Origin of the sequence: Mycobacterium senriense, from assembly GCF_019668465.1 — a bacterium.
GTDB classification, from domain to species: Bacteria; Actinomycetota; Actinomycetes; order Mycobacteriales; family Mycobacteriaceae; genus Mycobacterium; species Mycobacterium senriense.
The window spans coordinates 5,335,665-5,353,210 of record NZ_AP024828.1 but is presented as its reverse complement, the minus strand read 5'-3'; the positions used below and the strand labels follow the sequence as shown (position 1 = coordinate 5,353,210).

Here is a 17,546-nt window from a genome sequence, read left to right as displayed (position 1 = left end):
GGCTGGGAATGAGACGTCGAAGTAACGGAAAGAAGCGGACTCGAAAGTGCAGACACACGAGATCAGGAAGCGGTTTCTTGATCATTTCGTGAAGGCGGGCCACACCGAGGTGCCGAGCGCATCGGTGATCCTCGACGACCCCAACCTGCTGTTCGTCAACGCGGGCATGGTCCAGTTCGTGCCCTACTTCCTGGGCGCGCGCACGCCCGAATACTCGACCGCCACCAGCATCCAGAAGTGCATCCGCACCCCCGATATCGACGAGGTCGGCATCACCACCCGGCACAACACGTTCTTTCAGATGGCCGGCAACTTCTCGTTCGGCGACTATTTCAAGCGTCGCGCCATCGAACTGGCCTGGACCCTGCTGACCGACGATGTCGAGCAGGGCGGTTACGGCTTGGATCCCGAACGCATCTGGACGACGGTCTTTTTCGACGACGACGAGGCCGTGCAGCTGTGGCAGGAGATCGCCGGGCTGCCCGCGGAGCGCATCCAGCGCCGCGGCATGGAGGACAACTACTGGTCGATGGGCATCCCCGGCCCGTGCGGCCCGTCCTCGGAGATCTACTACGACCGCGGGCCGGAGTTCGGCGTCGAGGGCGGCCCGATCGCCAACGAGGACCGCTACATCGAGATCTGGAATCTCGTGTTCATGCAGAACGAGCGTGGCGAGGGCACCGGCAAGGCCGATTTCGAGATCCTGGGACCGTTGCCCCGCAAGAACATTGACACCGGCATGGGTGTGGAGCGGGTCGCCTTCATCTTGCAGGGCGTGCACAACGTCTACGAGACCGACCTGCTGCGGCCCGTCATCGACACCGCGGCCGCGCGGGCGCCGCGCGGGTATGACGTCGGCAACCACGACGACGACGTGCGCTACCGGGTCATCGCCGATCACAGCCGCACCGCGGCCATCCTGATCGGCGACGGCGTCACGCCCGGCAACGACGGCCGCGGCTATGTGCTGCGCCGGCTGCTGCGTCGGGTGATCCGATCGGCCAGGCTGCTCGACATCGAGGGGCCCATCGTCGGTGACCTGATGGCCACCGTGCGCGACGCGATGGGTCCGTCGTATCCGGAACTGGTCGCCGACTTCGATCGGATCCGGCGGATCGCGGTCGCCGAGGAGACCGCGTTCAATCGAACGCTGGCGGCGGGCTCGAAGCTGTTCGACGAGGTAGCCGGTACCACCAAAGCCTCTGGCGCGAAAGCGATTTCGGGGTCGGACGCCTTCACCCTGCACGATACCTACGGGTTCCCGATCGAGCTCACGCTGGAAATGGCGTCCGAGGCCGGCCTGCGCGTGGACGAGGTCGGCTTCCGCGAACTGATGGCCGAGCAGCGTCGCCGGGCCAAGGCCGACGCCGCCGCGCGCAAGCACGCGCACGCCGACCTGACCGCCTACCGGGAGCTGGTCGACGCCGGGCCCACCGAGTTCACCGGCTTCGACGAATTGACTTCCGAGGCAAAGATTCTGGGCATCTTCGTGGACGGCAAGCGGGTTCCGGTGGTCACCCACGGCACCGAGGGGGCCGACCGGGTCGAGCTGGTGCTGGACCGCACGCCGTTGTATGCCGAGGCCGGCGGTCAGATCGCCGACGAGGGGACCATCAGCGGAACGGGCGCCGGACAGAGCGCCCGCGCCGCCGTCACCGACGTACAGAAGATCGCCAAAACCCTGTGGGTGCACCGGGTTAACGTCGAGTCCGGCGAATTCGTGGAGGGCGACACCGTCGTCGCGGCCGTCGACCCGCAGTGGCGCCGGGGCGCCACCCAGGGGCACTCGGGCACCCACATGGTGCACGCTGCGCTGCGACAGGTGTTGGGGCCCAACGCCGTTCAGGCCGGGTCGCTGAACCGGCCGGGCTACCTGCGGTTCGACTTCAACTGGCAGGGGCCGTTGTCCGAAGAGCAGCGCACCCAGGTCGAAGCGGTGACCAACCAGGCCGTGCAGGCCGACTTCGAGGTGCACACGTTCACCGAGCAGTTGGAGAAGGCCAAGGCGATGGGCGCGATGGCCATGTTCGGCGAGGCCTACCCCGACGAGGTCCGGGTGGTGGAGATCGGCGGCCCGTTCTCGCTGGAGCTCTGCGGCGGGACCCACGTGCACAACTCGGCGCAGATCGGGCCGGTGACCATCCTGGGCGAATCCTCGGTCGGCTCCGGGGTGCGCCGGGTGGAGGCCTATGTCGGGCTGGACTCGTTTCGGCACCTGGCCAAGGAACGCGCGCTGATGGCGGGGCTGGCGTCGTCGCTGAAGGTGCCGTCCGACGAGGTGCCCGCCCGGGTCGCCAACCTGGTGGAGAGGCTCAAGGCGGCGGAGAAGGAACTCGAACGCGCCCGGCTGGCCGGCGCGCGGGCCGCCGCGACCAACGCCGCTGCCGGCGCGGAGCGTATCGGTAACGTCCGGGTGGTGGCGCAGCGGATGTCGGGCGGGATGACGGCGGCCGATCTGCGCTCCCTGGTCGGCGACATTCGCGGCAAGCTGGGCAGCGAACCCGCGGTGGTCGCGCTGATCGCCGAGGGCGAGGGCGGGTCGGTGCCGTATGCGGTCGCCGCCAACCCGGCCGCCCAGGATCTCGGGCTGCGCGCCAACGATCTGGTCAAGCAGATCGCCGCGAGCGTCGACGGCCGCGGGGGCGGCAAGGCGGACCTGGCGCAGGGTTCCGGCAAGGATCCGGCGGGCATCGATGCAGCGCTCGACGCGGTACGTTCCGAGATCGCCGTGATAGCGCGGGTCGATTGAGTGGTCTCCGCACAGCACCGCTTGCCTGACCGGCCCGGCGATCCCCACCAGGACCCCGGCCGGGGACGACGGCTCGGCATCGACGTGGGCAGCGTCCGCATCGGCGTGGCCTGCAGCGACCCCGACGCGATCCTGGCCACCCCGGTCGAGACCGTCCGGCGTGACCGCAACGGCAAGCACCTGCGGCGGCTGGCCGCGCTGGCCGCCGAACTCGAGGCCGTCGAGGTGGTCGTCGGCCTGCCGCGCACGCTGGCCGATCGCACCGGCCCGTCGGCGATCGACGCGATCGAGGTGGCCGACGCGCTGGCCCAGCGGATCGCGCCCACCCCGGTGCGGCTGGCCGACGAGCGGCTGACCACGGTGGCCGCGCAGCGTTCGCTGCGCGCGGCCGGGGTGCGGGCCAGGGAGCAGCGTGCGGTGATCGATCAGGCGGCGGCGGTGGCGATCCTGCAGAGTTGGCTGGATCAACGCCGCGCGGCGGTGGCGGGAGAGCTCAGCGATGGTTGACAGCGCACGGCGGGAACGGGCCGAGCCGGAGGCGGTGGGTGCGCCGGCGGGGCGCAGGTCCAGCCGCATCTCCCGCAAACGGGCCAAGCGGGGCCGTCGGCGGCGGTTCGTCGGCAAGGTCGTGCTGGCGCTGCTCGTCGTGGTGGTGCTCGCGGGTGTCTTCGCCGGCGGAAAGCTGTGGCACACGCTGTTCGGGCCCGACAACGACTACAGCGGTGGCGGCAAGCGGGACCTGGTGATTCAGGTGCAGGCCGGTGACTCGACCACCAACATCGGCGAGACGCTGCAAAAAGAGCAGGTCATCAAGACGGTCCGGGCGTTCGTCAACGCCGCGCACGGCAACAGCGCCATCAACTCGATCCAGCCCGGCTTCTACCGGATGCGCACTGAAATTCCGGCGGCCAACGCCGTCGCGCGGCTGACCGACCCGAAGAGCCGGGTGGGCCGGCTGGTCATCCCGGAGGGCCGCCAGCTCGACGACACCACCGACATGAAGACCAACGTGGTGACGCCGGGGATCCTGACGCTGATCTCGCGCGCCACCTGCGTGGATCTCGACGGTGACACGCGCTGCGTCCGGGTGCAGGACCTGCGCGCGGCCGCGACAAACAGTTCCGCCTTGGCGTTGGCGGTGCCGCCGTGGGCCACCGAGCCCGTCGGTGAGCTCGGCAAGGACCACCGCCGGATCGAGGGCCTGATCGCGCCGGGCACCTTCAACGTCGATCCGGCCGCGTCGCCGGAGAGCATCCTGGCCACCCTGATCGGCGCCGGCGGCGAGGAGTACGTGAAGTCCGGGCTGGTGGACACCGCCCAGGCCATGGGCCTGTCGCCCTACGACATCCTGGTGGTGGCGTCGCTGGTGCAGCAGGAATCCAACTCACAGGACTTCGCCAAGGTCGCGCAGGTCATCTACAACCGGTTGCACGCCCATCACACGCTCGAGTTCGACTCGACGGTCAACTACCCGCTGGACCGCCGCGAGGTGGCCACCAGCGACGCCGACCGGGCCCAGAAGACGCCGTGGAACACCTACGTGTCGCAGGGCCTGCCTGCCACCGCGATCTGTTCGCCCGGCACCGACGCGCTGAACGCCGCCGAGCATCCGCAGCCCGGTGACTGGCTGTACTTCGTCACCATCGACGCCCAGGGCACGACGCTGTTCACCCGCGACTATCAACAGCATCTGGCCAACATCGAGCTGGCTAAGCGCAACGGTGTCCTCGACAGCACGCCCCGCTAGCGCGGCCCCCAGGAAGGCGGCCGTGCTCGGCAAGCCGATCGCCCATTCGAAGTCCCCGCAGTTGCACCTGGCCGCCTATCATGCGCTGGGCCTGGCCGACTGGACGTACGAGCGCATCGAATGCGACGCCGAGCGACTGCCCGGTGTGGTCGGCGGCTTCGGCCCCGAATGGGTCGGGGTGTCGGTGACCATGCCCGGCAAGTTCGCCGCCCTGCGATTCGCCGACGAGCGCACCGACCGGGCGCAGCGGGTGGGATCGGCCAACACCCTGGTGCGCACGTCCGCGGGCTGGCGGGCCGACAACACCGACATCGACGGGGTCGCCGGGGCGCTCGGCAGCGCCTCGGGATGGGCGCTCGTCTGTGGATCGGGCGGCACCGCGCCGGCCGCCGTCGCCGGCCTGGCCCAGCTGGGCGTGGCCGGCGTCACCGTGGTGGCCCGCGATCCCGGCAAGGCGGCCCGGCTGGTGGACCTGGGCGACGAGCTGGGCGTGCCGACCCGGTTCTGCGACCTGGACGGCGACGGGTTGGCCGACGAGGTGGCGGGCGCCGAGGTGCTGGTCAGCACCATCCCGGCGGACGTGGCCGAACGATACGCCGGCACCTTCGCACGCATCGGTGTGCTGCTGGACGCCGTCTACGACCCGTGGCCAACGCCGCTGGCCGCCGCGGTGAGCGCCGCAGGCGGGCGGGTGGTCAGCGGCCTGCAGATGCTGCTGCACCAGGCTTTCGCCCAGGTGGAACAGTTCACCGGGCGGCCCGCGCCGCGCGAGGCCATGACTTGCGCGGCGGCCGCACCGCAATAGCCTGCCGCGCATGCGGATTGCGGCCGCGTGCCTGGTGCTGGCCTGGTTGGCGGCGTTGAGTTGCTACGACATTCGCGAACGCCGACTGCCCAACGCGCTGACGCTGACCGGGGCCGCGGCGATCCTGGCGGTCGCGACGCTGGCCGGGCGCGGGCCGGCGGCGCTGGCCGGAACCGTGGCCCTGACCGCGATCTACCTGGTGGTGCACTGCGCGGCCCCGGACGGAATGGGCGCCGGTGACGTCAAGCTGGCCCTCGGGCTGGGCGCGCTGACCGGTTGCTTCGGCGTCGGCGCGTGGTTTCTGGCGGCGCTGGGCGCGCCGCTGCTGACCGCGGCGCTCGGGGTCCTCGCCAGGCTCGGCGGCGGCGCCGGCGGCGCGGCCACGGTGCCGCACGGCCCGTCGATGTGTCTGGCCGGCGCGGCGGCGGTGGGGCTGGCGCTGTTGTGACGCCCTCAGTTCGCGGGCGAAAAATTCAGGACGCAGCAAACCGTTGCCGCCGGCGTCGGCTCCTGACAGCCTTTCGGGCTGGTCGTCATGTGCACGACATCGACTCGCCCAGAAAGGCTTTGACTCCCATGCCCGTTGGATCCCACCAGCACCCGGCAACAGATCCGGCGGGGATCGATCGCGTGCTCGCCGACATCGCCGCCGACTATCGCCAGCGGCTGGCCGCCGGCGGAACCGAGCCGCCCCTGCGCGGCCTCAAACTCATCCGGGACCAGCGGTTGGGCGCGGTGCGATTGGCCCGCGAGCACGGCGGCGCCGGCTACTCGGTGCCGCAATTCTTCGACCACCTCATCGCGCTCGCCGCGGCCGACCCCGACCTGGCCCACATCCTGCGGATCCACTACGCGCTGGTTGAGGAGCTCCAGGTCACGCCGAGGCAACCGGGCAGCGACCGGTGGATCGCGGTGGTCGCCGAGGGCGGGCTGATCGGTGGCGCCAACGCCGAAAAGAGCCAGAAGCCGGTGGGCGGCAACGACCGTGACACCCGGCTGGTGTCGACTGCGGGAGGGCTGCGGCTGCGCGGCCGCAAGTTCTACAGCACCGGCGCACAGTTCTCCGACTATCTGCGGATCACCGCGCAGGACGACGAGAACACCCCGACCGCCGTGGTGATCCCGGTGGACCGGGCCGGCGTCGAGCACCTCGACGACTGGGACGGCATCGGCCAGCGCCAAACGGGCAGCGGCACAACGGTGTTCCATGACGTCGCGGTCGCACCCGACGAAGTGTTTCCGCTCGCCGACACCATCGGGCGCAACCGCGCCCGTGGCGCGCTGATGCAGCTGTTCCTGCACGCCATCGCCGCCGGCATCCTGCGGGCCCTGACCGCCGACGCCGCGGCGCTGGTGCGTGGGCGGGGACGCACCTACACCTTCGCCAGTGTCGGGGAGCCCACCGCGGACCCGCAGCTGCTGCAGATCGTCGGCGAGATCGACGCGGTGGCCTACGCCGCGCAGGCACTGGTGCACAGCGCGGCGGCCGAGCTCGCCCCCGCGCTGGAGGCGGCGCGCGACACGGGGATCGATCCCGAGCTGGAAACCCGGTCGTCGATCGCGGCCGCGCGCGTCAAGGTCGCGATCCAGGAGCCCGCGCTGCGGGCCGCGTCGCGCGTCTTCGACGTCGGCGGCGCGTCGGCCGTGCAGGCGTCGGCGCTGTTGGACCGGCATTGGCGCAACCTGCGGACGCTGTTCTCGCACAACCCGACCGTCTACAAGGCGCGGGTGCTCGGCGATGTCGCGGTCAACGACGCGGAGCTGCCCGGCAGCAGTTTCTTCTGACCGGCGCCGCGCCCGGACCTACTACCGCCGCGGGCTGCGCGAATCGGCTTTTCGGAAGTCGACATGGGAAGATGGGACCCGTGTTGCGTTGGATCACTGCTGGGGAGTCGCATGGCCGCGCGCTGGTGGCCGTGCTCGAAGGCATGGTTGCGGGTGTGGAGGTTTCCTCCCTCGACATCTCGGAACAGTTGGCCCGCCGTCGCCTGGGTTACGGTCGCGGCGCGCGGATGGCGTTCGAGCGCGACGCGGTGAGCGTGCTGTCCGGGGTGCGTCACGGTGTGACCCTCGGCGGGCCCATCGCCGTCGAGATCGGCAATACCGAATGGCCGAAGTGGGAGACCGTGATGGCCGCCGACCCGGTCGACCCGGGCGAGCTGGCCGACAGCGCGCGCAACGCGCCGCTGACCCGGCCGCGGCCCGGCCACGCCGACTACGCGGGCATGCTCAAGTACGGCTTCGACGACGCCCGGCCGGTGCTGGAGCGGGCCAGCGCCCGGGAGACCGCGGCCCGCGTCGCGGCCGCCACCATCGCCCGCTCGTTCCTGCGTCAGGCGCTCGGCGTCGAGGTGCTATCGCACGTCATCGCGATCGGCCCGTCGGCGCCCTACGACGGCCCGCCGCCCGGCCCGGGCGACCTGCCCGCGATCGACGCCAGCCCGGTGCGCGCCTTCGACAAGGCAGCCGAGGAGGCGATGATCACCGAGATCGAGGCCGCCAAGAAGGACGGTGACACGCTCGGCGGTGTGGTCGAGGTGGTGGTCCTGGGCCTGCCCGTCGGGTTGGGCTCGTTCACCAGCGGCGAAAACCGGCTGGACAGCCAGCTCGCCGGCGCCGTCATGGGCATCCAGGCGATCAAGGGCGTCGAGATCGGCGACGGCTTCGAGACGGCACGCCGCCGCGGCAGCCGCGCCCACGACGAGATGTACCCCGGCCCCGACGGTGTGGTCCGCTCTACGAACCGCGCGGGCGGCCTGGAGGGCGGCATGACCAATGGCCAGCCGCTGCGGGTGCGCGCCGCGATGAAGCCCATCTCCACGGTGCCGCGCGCGCTGGCCACGGTCGACATGGCGACCGGTGACGAGGCCGTCGCGATCCACCAGCGCTCGGACGTGTGCGCGGTGCCCGCCGCCGGCGTGGTGGTCGAGGCCATGGTGGCGCTGGTGCTGGCGCGGGCCGCGCTGCAGAAGTTCGGCGGGGATTCGCTGGCCGAGACCCGCCGCAACGTCGAGTCCTACCGGCAGGCGGTCGCCGAGCGGGAGGCGCCGGCCGCGCGGGGGACCGCGTAATGGCGCCCAGGGCGGTCCTGGTGGGCCTGCCGGGGTCGGGCAAGTCCACCATCGGCCGGCGGCTGGCCAAGGCGCTCGGCGTCGATTTCCTGGACACCGACGCGGCCATCGAGCAGCAGACCGGGCGCCGCATCGCCGACATCTTCGCCACCGACGGCGAGCCGGAATTCCGCCGCATCGAGGAAGAGGTGGTGCGCGCCGCGCTGGCCGGCCACGACGGCGTGGTTTCGCTCGGGGGCGGCGCCGTCACCAGCACGGGGGTGCGTGCGGCGCTCGCCGGTCACACCGTCATCTACCTGGAGATCAGCGCCTCCGAAGGCGTGCGCCGCACCGGCGGCAACGCCGTGCGTCCGCTGCTGGCCGGCCCCGATCGGGCCGACAAGTACCGCGCGCTGCTGGCCGAGCGCAGCCCGCTGTACCGGCGGGCGGCCACCATCCGCGTCGACACCAACCGGCGCAACCCCGGCGCGGTGGTCCGCTACATCGTCTCGCGGTTGCAGGCTCCCGCCGGGGCGGCCACATGACGCGCTCTGGTGATCCGGTCACCATCGAGGTGGCCGTCGACCCGCCGTACCCGGTGATCGTCGGCACCCGCTTGCTGGGCGAGCTGGACGAACTGCTCGGCGGCCGGCACAAGGTGGCCATCGTCCATCAACCCGTGCTGACCGAGACCGCCGAGGTGGTCCGAAGCCGACTGGCGGACAAGGGCGTTGACGCGCACCGCATCGAGATCCCGGACGCCGAGGAGGGCAAGGACCTCCCGGTGGTGGGCTTCTTGTGGGAGGTATTGGGCCGCATCGGGATCGGACGCAAGGACGCATTGGTCAGCCTTGGCGGCGGTGCGGCCACCGATGTCGCCGGATTCGCGGCGGCCACCTGGCTGCGCGGCGTCGACATCGTGCACGTGCCCACCACGTTGCTCGGCATGGTCGACGCGGCCGTCGGCGGCAAGACCGGGATCAACACCGACGCGGGCAAGAACCTGGTCGGGTCGTTCCATCAGCCGCACGCCGTTCTGGTGGACCTCGACACGCTGCAGACGTTGCCGCACAACGAACTTGTGGCCGGGATGGCCGAGATCGTCAAGGCGGGATTCATCGCGGACCCGGTGATCCTCGACCTCATCGAGGCCGACCCGCAGGCCGCCGTCGACCCGTCGGGCGACGTGCTCGCCGAGCTGATCCGACGCGCGATCGCCGTCAAGGCGGAGGTGGTGGCCGCCGACGAGAAAGAGTCGGAGCTGCGCGAAATACTCAACTACGGGCACACATTGGGGCACGCCATCGAGCGTCGCGAGCACTATCAGTGGCGGCACGGGGCCGCGGTGTCGGTGGGACTGGTCTTCGCCGCCGAGTTGGCCCGGCTGGCCGGCCGCCTCGACGACGCCACCGCGCGGCGGCACCGCACCATCCTGTCCGCGCTCGGTTTGCCGGTCAGCTATGACGCCGACGCACTGCCGCAGTTGCTGGAATACATGGCGGGAGACAAGAAGTCGCGGGCCGGTGTGCTGCGGTTCGTGGTCCTCGACGGCCTGGGCAAGCCGGGCCGGATGGCCGGCCCCGACCCGTCGCTGTTGGCGGCGGCCTATGCCGGACTCGCGGAGGAGGCTTCGTGACCCGCGCCGGCGACGATGCAGAGCGAAGCGATGTGGAGGAGCGGCGCCGATGACCACCGTCGTGAACGTCATCAACGGCCCGAACCTGGGCCGGTTGGGCCGGCGCGAGCCGGACGTGTACGGCGACACGACGCATGATCAGCTGGCGGCGCTGATCGAGCGGGAAGCCGACACGCTAGGTCTCAAAGCCGTTGTGCTGCAAAGCGATAGCGAAGCCGAACTGCTGGACTGGATTCATTCTGCCGCCGACGCGGGCGAGCCGGTGATCCTCAACGCCGGCGGGCTCACCCACACGTCGGTGGCGCTGAGGGACGCGTGCGCGGAGTTGAGCGCGCCCCTGATCGAGGTGCACATCTCCAATGTCCATGCGCGCGAAGAGTTCCGGCGACACTCCTACCTCAGCCCGGTCGCGACCGGAGTGATCGTCGGGCTGGGGGTGCAGGGCTATCTGCTCGCCCTGCGCTATCTGGCCGGGGAGCCCGGCGCCAACAGCTAGCCCTTGTCGTGTTCGGCGCCCGGCTTGGTGTGCTCGTCGCCGGTGCGGATCACTTCGGTCTTCGGGTCGTCCTCGGGCTTGGCGATCGTTTCGGTCGGTGATTCGGTGGTGGCCGCCGAGTCGGTTGGCGCCTCGCGCTCGGCCGTGGCGACCGCCGCCGTCCGCGGCTCGGCGTGGGCGCCGGTGGTCTGCGTCGGGATCTCGCCGGTGGGGGCGTCGTCGCCGCGCGCCGCGGAAAACACGTCGGTGTCGGCCCGCTCGTCGTCGGTGCCCGGCCGGCGCGCCGGGGGATTGCGGTCCACCCGCCAGCGCCCGATGGTCACGCCGATGATTCCGGGCAGGAAGACGCACAGCGCGGTGAACGCCGCAAACGTCGTCAGCTCGTTGAGCAGTCCGCCGGTGTACAGGCCGCTGTAAAAGGTCGCGATCAGCCAGGTGACCGCCCCACTGAGTACACCGGCCACCAGACCGGCCAGCAGCCAGGTCATCGCCAGGTCGCCGCGGCGATCCGGATCGGGGTTGGCGGTGGCGTCGGCCCGGCCGTCGCGAATCCCCCAGATGATCACGGCAATGATGAACAGAAGTAGCAGCACCACGCTGAACAGCGTCGCCTGCGTCTGCCACGCGTTGATCAGCGCGCCCTGGAACAATCTGACCACGACCATCGCCGCGGCGTAGACCAATCCGCGCAGCATCCAGTTACTCATGGCCCAAAAGCGTAGCGAGTACCGTCAAGACCCGTGACACATTCACAGCGTCGAGACAGGCTCAGAGCGCGACTTGCGGCCAGCGGATTGGATGCGCTGCTGGTCACGGACTTGGTGAACGTCCGTTACCTCTCCGGTTTTACCGGGTCCAACGGCGCGTTGCTGGTGTTCGCCGACGATCGCGGCCCCGTGCTGGCCACCGATGGGCGGTACCGGACCCAGGCCGCCGAGGAGGCGCCGGACCTCGAGGTCGCCATCGAGCGGGCGCTGGGACGGCACCTGGCCGCGCACGCCGCGGAGGCCGGCGCGCAGAAGCTGGGCTTCGAAAGCAACGTGGTGACCGTCGACGGATTCGACGCGCTGACCCGCGAGCTGGACGCCCGCAAGGCGGCCACCGAGCTGGTCAAGGCCGCCGGAACCGTCGAGGCGTTGCGTGAGGTCAAGGACGCCGGCGAGGTCGCACTGCTGCGGCTGGCGTGTGAGGCGGCCGACGCGGCGCTGACCGATCTGGTGGCGCGGGGTGGCCTGCGGCCCGGCCGGACCGAACGCGAGGTCAGCCGCGAGCTGGAGGCCCTGATGCTCGACCACGGCGCCGACGCGATCTCGTTCGAGACGATCGTTGCCGCGGGCCCGAATTCGGCGATCCCGCATCACCGCCCCACCGACGCGGTGTTGGCCGGCGGCGATTTCGTGAAGATCGACTTCGGTGCGCTGGTCGGCGGCTACCACTCCGACATGACCCGCACCTTCGTGCTCGGCAAGGCCGCCGACTGGCAGCTGGAGATCTACCAATTGGTCGCCGACTCGCAGCGGGCCGGCCGCGAGGCGCTGCACGCGGGCGCCGACCTGCGCGAGGTGGACGCCGCGGCCCGCCGGGTGATCGCCGACGCGGGCTATGGCGAGCAGTTCAGCCACAGCCTGGGCCACGGCGTGGGCCTGGAGATCCACGAAGCGCCGGGCATCGGCGCCACGTCCACCGGCACGTTGCTGGCCGAATCCGTGGTGACGGTGGAACCTGGGGTCTACCTGCCCGGCCGCGGCGGGGTGCGCATCGAGGACACGCTGGTGGTGCCGGACGAAACCCTCGGCAGGCCACCGGAATTGCTGACCAAGTTCCCCAAGGAGCTCACCGTTTTGGCGTAGCGACCGCCGACGGACGGCTTTGCCGGGGTTGCGCCCCCGAGTACAGTCGGGTGCGTGAACGGGGTGGCACGGGGGTTGGCGCGCCTCCGGGATTTCCGGTGGGACATGTACGCCCAGCCCCTTCGGGAGATGCGGCTGGAGATGCAGATCGTCTACTTCGCGATCCACGTGCCGTTCGCCAGCGGGGTCACGCTGCATGTCCCGCTGCTGACGATGATCAAGCCGCTGCCGTCGCCGGACGAGCACGCCGCGGTCGGCTCCGAACGCGTCCACCGCTAGGGCGTTTCGCGCGTCGCGGCCCGACCCCGGCCCGCGGGGCGCGGTCGCGGAGCGCTCTAAACTGGCCGACAAGTTACAGACAGTTCCGTAGCGACTGTCCAACGTCTGAGGAGATATACCGAACCGTGGCAAGCACTGCCGATTTCAAGAACGGACTGGTGCTGGTGATCGACGGCCAGCTGTGGCAGATCGTCGAGTTCCAGCACGTCAAACCGGGCAAGGGGCCGGCCTTCGTGCGGACCAAGCTCAAGAACGTGCTCTCCGGCAAGGTCGTCGACAAGACGTACAACGCCGGCGTGAAGGTGGAGACCGCCACCGTCGACCGGCGCGACGCCACGTACCTGTACCGCGACGGTTCGGATTTCGTGTTCATGGACAGCCAGGACTACGAGCAGCACCCGCTGCCCGAGTCGCTGGTCGGCGATTCCGCGCGGTTCCTGCTGGAGGGCCTGCCGGTGCAGGTGGCATTCCACAACGGCGCCCCGCTGTACCTCGAGCTGCCCGTCTCGGTCGAGATGGAGGTCACGCACACGGAGCCGGGCCTGCAGGGCGACCGGTCAAGCGCCGGCACCAAGCCCGCCACCGTGGAGACCGGCGCCGAGATCCAGGTGCCGCTGTTCATCAACACCGGAGACAAGCTGAAGGTCGACACGCGCGACGGCAGCTACCTGGGGCGCGTCAACGCGTGAGCAGACCCGTGCGGGGACGCCATCAGGCCCGTAAGCGTGCCGTCGATTTGTTGTTCGAAGCCGAGGCCCGTGGGCTGAGCCCGGCGGAGGTCGTCGACGTCCGCACCGGGCTCGCGGAGACGAACCCCGAAGTCGCGCCCCTGCAGCCGTATACGGCCGCGGCGGCCCGGGGGGTCGGCGAACACGCCGCGCACATCGATGACCTGATCAGCTCGCATCTGCAGGGCTGGACGCTGGACCGGCTGCCCGCGGTGGACCGCGCCATCCTGCGGGTCGCGGTCTGGGAGCTGCTCTACGCCGACGACGTGCCCGAGCCCGTCGCCGTGGACGAGGCCGTACAGCTGGCCAAGGAACTGTCCACCGATGACTCGCCGGGCTTCGTCAACGGGGTGCTCGGCCAGGTCATGCTGGTGACACCGCAGATCAGGGCCGCCGCCCAGGCGGTCCGGGGTGCGGCGGGTTCCGACACCGCAGGCACACCGGAGGACCACGGACCGCAACCATGACCCGGTTGGAGCTGCGCCTGCTCGTGGCGGCCATCCTGGCCGCGACGGTGGTGCTGGGCGCGGTGATCTGCGCCGCCTTTCGCCTGACCATCGTGGCCTCGGTGCTGTCGATCTACGCGCTGGGTGTGGGCGCCTGGCTGTATCACTGCGTCGAGCGGGTGGCCGTCGCCCGCCGCATCAGCACGGTGCGTTCGGCGGCCAAGCCGCTGCAGCCGCTGCTGCCGGTGATGGCCGCGATCATGGGGCTGACGCAGGGCGTGGTGCGCTCGCTCAGCGATGTCACCGAGTTGCCGGTCCGTCGCCTCGAGCTGCCCATGCTGCGGTGGACGGACGGCGCGCGGGGTAATCGTCGCCTTCGAGGCGGCATTGTGGACAGTGACGACGAGGCGGATCACTGAGCAAGCTGGGGTAAATGACCACGGGGCGTGGCGCAGCGGGTTCACAATACGAGCGGCACGTCAGCGGCGGCGATCCGAGAAGAACAGGTGAGATCATGATTCGATACAGCACCCAGCCGCGACGACTTCGAGTGTCCGCACTGGCGGCCGTGGCCAATCCGTCCTACGCCCGGGTCGACACCTGGAACCTGCTCGACGACGCGTGCCGTCACCTCGCCGAGGTGGACCTCGCCGGACTGGACAAGACCCACGACGTGGCGCGGGTGAAGCGCCTCATGGATCGCATCGCCGCCTACGAGCGGTACTGGCTGTACCCCGGTGCGGCGAACCTGGCGATCTTCCGGGCCCACCTGGAGAGCCTGTCCACCGTGCGGCTCACCGAGGAGGTCTCCCTGGCCGTGCGGCTGCTGAGTGAATACGGCGACCGCGCAGGGCTTTTCGATACCTCCGCGCCGCTGGATGACCAGGAGCTGGTCGCCCAGGCCAAGCAGCAGCACTTCTACACCGTGCTGCTGGCCGACGACGCCCCGAGCACGGCGCCGGACAGCCTGGCCGAGTGCCTGCGCGCGCTGCGCTGCGCGTCCGACGATGTGCAGTTCGAGATCCTGGTGGTGCCCAGCGTCGAAGACGCCATCACGGCGGTTGCGCTGAACGGAGAGATTCAGGCCGCGATCATCCGCGACGACCTGCCGCTGCGGTCCCGCGACCGGCTGCCGCTGATGAACACGCTGCTGGGGCCGAACGAGGATGTGGACGGGGTCATTCCCGATCGGGCCAACGACTGGGTGGAGTGCGGCGAGTGGATTCGCGAGCTGCGACCCCACATCGACCTGTATCTGCTGACCGACGAGTCGATCGCCGCCGGCGACGACACCGAACCCGACGTCTACGACCGCACGTTCTACCGGCTCAACGACGTCACGGACCTGCACAGCACGGTGCTCGCCGGACTGCGAAACCGTTACGCCACACCGTTTTTCGACGCGCTGCGCGCGTATGCTGCCGCGCCGGTCGGCCAGTTCCACGCCCTGCCCGTCGCGCGCGGCGCCAGCATCTTCAACTCCAGGTCGCTGCAGGACATGGGGGAGTTCTACGGCCGCAACATCTTCATGGCCGAAACCTCCACCACCTCCGGCGGCCTCGACTCGCTGCTGGACCCGCACGGCAACATCAAAAAGGCGATGGACAAGGCCGCCAAGACGTGGAACGCCGACCACACCTACTTCGTCACCAACGGGACGTCGACGGCCAACAAGATCGTGGTGCAGTCACTGACCCGGCCGGGCGACATCGTGCTGATCGACCGCAACTGCCACAAGTCGCACCACTACGGGCTGGTGCTGGCCGGTGCCTACCCGCTGTACCTGGACGCGTATCCGCTGCCGCAGTTCGCGATCTATGGCGCGGTGTCGCTGCGCACCATCAAGCAGACGCTGCTGGACCTGGAGGCGGCCGGACAGCTGCACCGGGTGCGCATGCTGCTGCTGACCAACTGCACCTTCGACGGCGTCGTCTACAACCCCGTGCAGGTCATGCAGGAGGTGCTGGCGATCAAGCCGGACATCTGCTTTTTGTGGGACGAGGCGTGGTATGCGTTCGCCACGGCCGTGCCGTGGGCCCGGCAGCGGACCGCCATGGTGTCCGCCGAGCGCCTGGAGCAGATGCTGGCATCGCCGGAATACGTTGCGGAATACCGGAAATGGGCCGCCTCTATGGACGGTGTCGACCGGTCGGAGTGGGTCGAGCGCGAGCTGATGCCCGACCCGGCCACCGCCCGGGTGCGCGTCTACGCCACGCACTCCACGCACAAGTCGCTGTCTGCGCTGCGGCAGGCGTCGATGATCCACGTGCGCGACCAGGATTTCAACGCGCTCACCCGGGATTCCTTCGCTGAGGCGTTCCTGACGCACACCTCGACGTCGCCGAACCAGCAGCTGCTGGCGTCCCTCGACCTGGCCCGCCGCCAGGTCGACATCGAGGGCTTCCAACTGGTCCGCCAGGTATACGACATGGCGCTGGTCTTCCGTCATCGGGTGCGAAAAGACCGGTTGATCAGCAAGTGGTTCCGCATCCTCGACGAATCCGACCTGGTGCCTGAGGAGTTCCGGGAGTCCTCGGTGAGTTCCTACCGGGAGGTCAGGCAGGGCGCGCTGGCCGAGTGGAACGAGGCCTGGCGCTCCGACCAGTTCGTGCTGGACGCGACGCGGGTGACCCTGTTCGTGGGCGCGACCGGGATGAACGGCTACGACTTCCGCGAGAAGATCCTGATGGAGCGATTCGGGATCCAGATCAACAAGACGTCGATCAACAGCGTGCTGCTGATCTTCACGATCGGCGTCACCTGGTCCAGCGTGCATTACCTGCTCGACGTGTTGCGAAGGGTGGCAATCGATTTCGACCGCACCGAGAAGGCGGCCAGCGTCGCCGACCGGGCGTTGCAGCAGCGTCATGTCGAGGAGATCACCGAGGACCTGCCGCACCTGCCCGACTTCAGCGAATTCGACGTCGCGTTCCGGCCCGTCGACGAGTGCAACTTCGGCGACATGCGGTCGGCGTTCTACGCTGGCTACGAGGAGACTGACCGCGAACACGTGCTGATCGGCATGGCAGGGCGGCGACTGGCCGAGGGCAAGACCTTGGTGTCGACCACCTTCGTGGTGCCCTACCCGCCGGGCTTTCCGGTGCTGGTCCCGGGTCAGGTGGTCTCCAAGGAGATCGTCTACTTCCTGGCCCAGCTCGACGTCAAGGAAATCCACGGGTACAACCCCGATCTCGGGTTGTCGGTCTTCACCGAGACGGCGCTGGCCCGGATGGAGGCGCAACGCAATGCCGCGATGGCGGCGGTGGGCTCGGTGACCGCGGCGTTCGAGCTGCCGGCGGACGCGTCGGCGTCCAATGGCGCGCGCAACAACGGTGCCAACGACGCCCCGGCGGTGCCGTCGGTCGCCGACAGCAGCTGAGCGATCAGCCGGTCGCCGGAGTCGGATTCGCGCCGCAGGCGGCGCGGGCCGGGGTGTGCGGTGCGCCCGGCGACCAGTCGGCGATACCTCGCCGGATCCCCTGCAGCAGGGCGTCGCGGCCCGCGGGAGCCGTCTGGTTGCAGCTCGAACTGAGGGTATTGAACGGACTCGGGTCGGCGCCGGCCGGCGCAGCCAGGACAGCGGAGCCGAACACGACGGCCGCGCTGACCAATATTCGGGCGACCGCACGATCGTTACGACGCACAGGGCGTGCAGTACTGAACATGACGGCGCCAGCCTAGGACGCGGCCGCTGAGAGGCCGCTGAGAAGGCGCTGAGCTCAATGTTTTCAGCCGGGGCCGCGGGGCTGCAGAATTAACG

18 protein-coding genes are annotated in these 17,546 nt (G+C 69.9%); 16 read left to right on the top strand and 2 right to left on the bottom strand.

Features of this window, described 5'->3' with window-relative positions:
- Positions 1–46 precede the first annotated feature (46 nt).
- From alaS to aroQ, 10 genes are all read left to right on the top strand, one after another.
- On the top strand, positions 47–2,749 hold the full coding sequence (alaS, locus tag MTY59_RS24805) for an alanine--tRNA ligase (RefSeq protein ID WP_221043495.1): 2,703 nt from the start codon (positions 47–49) through the stop codon (positions 2,747–2,749).
- Positions 2,750–3,256 (top strand): Holliday junction resolvase RuvX, encoded by a 507-nt coding sequence (ruvX, locus tag MTY59_RS24800; RefSeq protein ID WP_221043494.1) that lies wholly within the window; start codon positions 2,750–2,752, stop codon positions 3,254–3,256.
- A complete protein-coding gene (gene mltG, locus MTY59_RS24795) occupies positions 3,249–4,496 on the top strand; it encodes an endolytic transglycosylase MltG (RefSeq protein WP_221043493.1) in 1,248 nt (415 codons plus the stop codon). Before ruvX ends, mltG begins: the two co-directional genes overlap by 8 nt.
- Positions 4,471–5,301, top strand: coding sequence for a shikimate dehydrogenase (locus MTY59_RS24790; protein ID WP_221043492.1), 831 nt, complete (start codon positions 4,471–4,473; stop codon positions 5,299–5,301). Before mltG ends, MTY59_RS24790 begins: the two co-directional genes overlap by 26 nt.
- A 10-nt stretch (positions 5,302–5,311) precedes the next feature.
- The gene (locus MTY59_RS24785; protein ID WP_221043491.1) at positions 5,312–5,749 is read left to right on the top strand and encodes a prepilin peptidase; all 438 of its coding nucleotides are present in this window, start codon (positions 5,312–5,314) and stop codon (positions 5,747–5,749) included.
- A 128-nt stretch (positions 5,750–5,877) separates the two neighbouring features.
- Positions 5,878–7,086, top strand: coding sequence for an acyl-CoA dehydrogenase family protein (locus MTY59_RS24780; protein ID WP_221043490.1), 1,209 nt, complete (start codon positions 5,878–5,880; stop codon positions 7,084–7,086).
- Between the two features lie 80 nt (positions 7,087–7,166).
- Positions 7,167–8,372: a chorismate synthase gene (gene aroC / locus MTY59_RS24775; RefSeq protein WP_221043489.1), complete on the top strand. Its 1,206-nt coding sequence runs from the start codon at positions 7,167–7,169 to the stop codon at positions 8,370–8,372.
- Positions 8,372–8,896, top strand: a complete 525-nt coding sequence (locus tag MTY59_RS24770) for a shikimate kinase (RefSeq protein ID WP_221043488.1) — start codon at positions 8,372–8,374, stop codon at positions 8,894–8,896. The genes aroC and MTY59_RS24770 overlap by 1 nt, the downstream gene beginning before the upstream one ends.
- Entirely contained in the window at positions 8,893–9,987 is a 1,095-nt protein-coding gene (gene aroB / locus MTY59_RS24765) for a 3-dehydroquinate synthase (RefSeq protein ID WP_221043487.1), read from the top strand. The genes MTY59_RS24770 and aroB overlap by 4 nt, the downstream gene beginning before the upstream one ends.
- Before the next feature lie 49 nt (positions 9,988–10,036).
- Positions 10,037–10,483 carry a type II 3-dehydroquinate dehydratase gene (gene aroQ, locus MTY59_RS24760; RefSeq protein WP_221043486.1) on the top strand — a complete coding sequence of 149 codons (447 nt, stop codon included), beginning with the start codon at positions 10,037–10,039 and terminating at the stop codon, positions 10,481–10,483.
- Here the strand turns inward: aroQ and MTY59_RS24755 are convergent.
- Entirely contained in the window at positions 10,480–11,190 is a 711-nt protein-coding gene (locus tag MTY59_RS24755) for a B-4DMT family transporter (protein WP_221043485.1), read from the bottom strand. The genes aroQ and MTY59_RS24755 overlap by 4 nt on opposite strands.
- A gap of 33 nt (positions 11,191–11,223) precedes the next feature.
- On the opposite strand from MTY59_RS24755, the gene MTY59_RS24750 reads away from it, so the two are divergent.
- From MTY59_RS24750 to MTY59_RS24725, 6 genes are all read left to right on the top strand, one after another.
- Positions 11,224–12,333, top strand: coding sequence for a M24 family metallopeptidase (locus MTY59_RS24750; protein WP_221043484.1), 1,110 nt, complete (start codon positions 11,224–11,226; stop codon positions 12,331–12,333).
- Between the two features lie 54 nt (positions 12,334–12,387).
- Positions 12,388–12,612, top strand: coding sequence for a hypothetical protein (locus MTY59_RS24745; RefSeq protein ID WP_221046688.1), 225 nt, complete (start codon positions 12,388–12,390; stop codon positions 12,610–12,612).
- A gap of 125 nt (positions 12,613–12,737) precedes the next feature.
- Positions 12,738–13,301, top strand: coding sequence for an elongation factor P (gene efp, locus MTY59_RS24740; protein ID WP_067827843.1), 564 nt, complete (start codon positions 12,738–12,740; stop codon positions 13,299–13,301).
- Complete coding sequence (gene nusB / locus MTY59_RS24735; RefSeq protein ID WP_221043483.1) at positions 13,298–13,807, top strand: transcription antitermination factor NusB; 510 nt, start codon at positions 13,298–13,300, stop codon at positions 13,805–13,807. The genes efp and nusB overlap by 4 nt, the downstream gene beginning before the upstream one ends.
- The gene (locus tag MTY59_RS24730; protein WP_221043482.1) at positions 13,804–14,205 is read left to right on the top strand and encodes an antitermination protein NusB; all 402 of its coding nucleotides are present in this window, start codon (positions 13,804–13,806) and stop codon (positions 14,203–14,205) included. The genes nusB and MTY59_RS24730 overlap by 4 nt, the downstream gene beginning before the upstream one ends.
- Before the next feature lie 95 nt (positions 14,206–14,300).
- Positions 14,301–17,165 (top strand): aminotransferase class I/II-fold pyridoxal phosphate-dependent enzyme, encoded by a 2,865-nt coding sequence (locus MTY59_RS24725; RefSeq protein WP_221043481.1) that lies wholly within the window; start codon positions 14,301–14,303, stop codon positions 17,163–17,165.
- A gap of 4 nt (positions 17,166–17,169) precedes the next feature.
- On the opposite strand, the gene MTY59_RS24720 is transcribed toward MTY59_RS24725, so the two are convergent.
- Positions 17,170–17,430, bottom strand: coding sequence for a hypothetical protein (locus tag MTY59_RS24720; protein WP_250160660.1), 261 nt, complete (start codon positions 17,428–17,430; stop codon positions 17,170–17,172).
- Between the last annotated feature and the right edge of the window lie 116 nt (positions 17,431–17,546).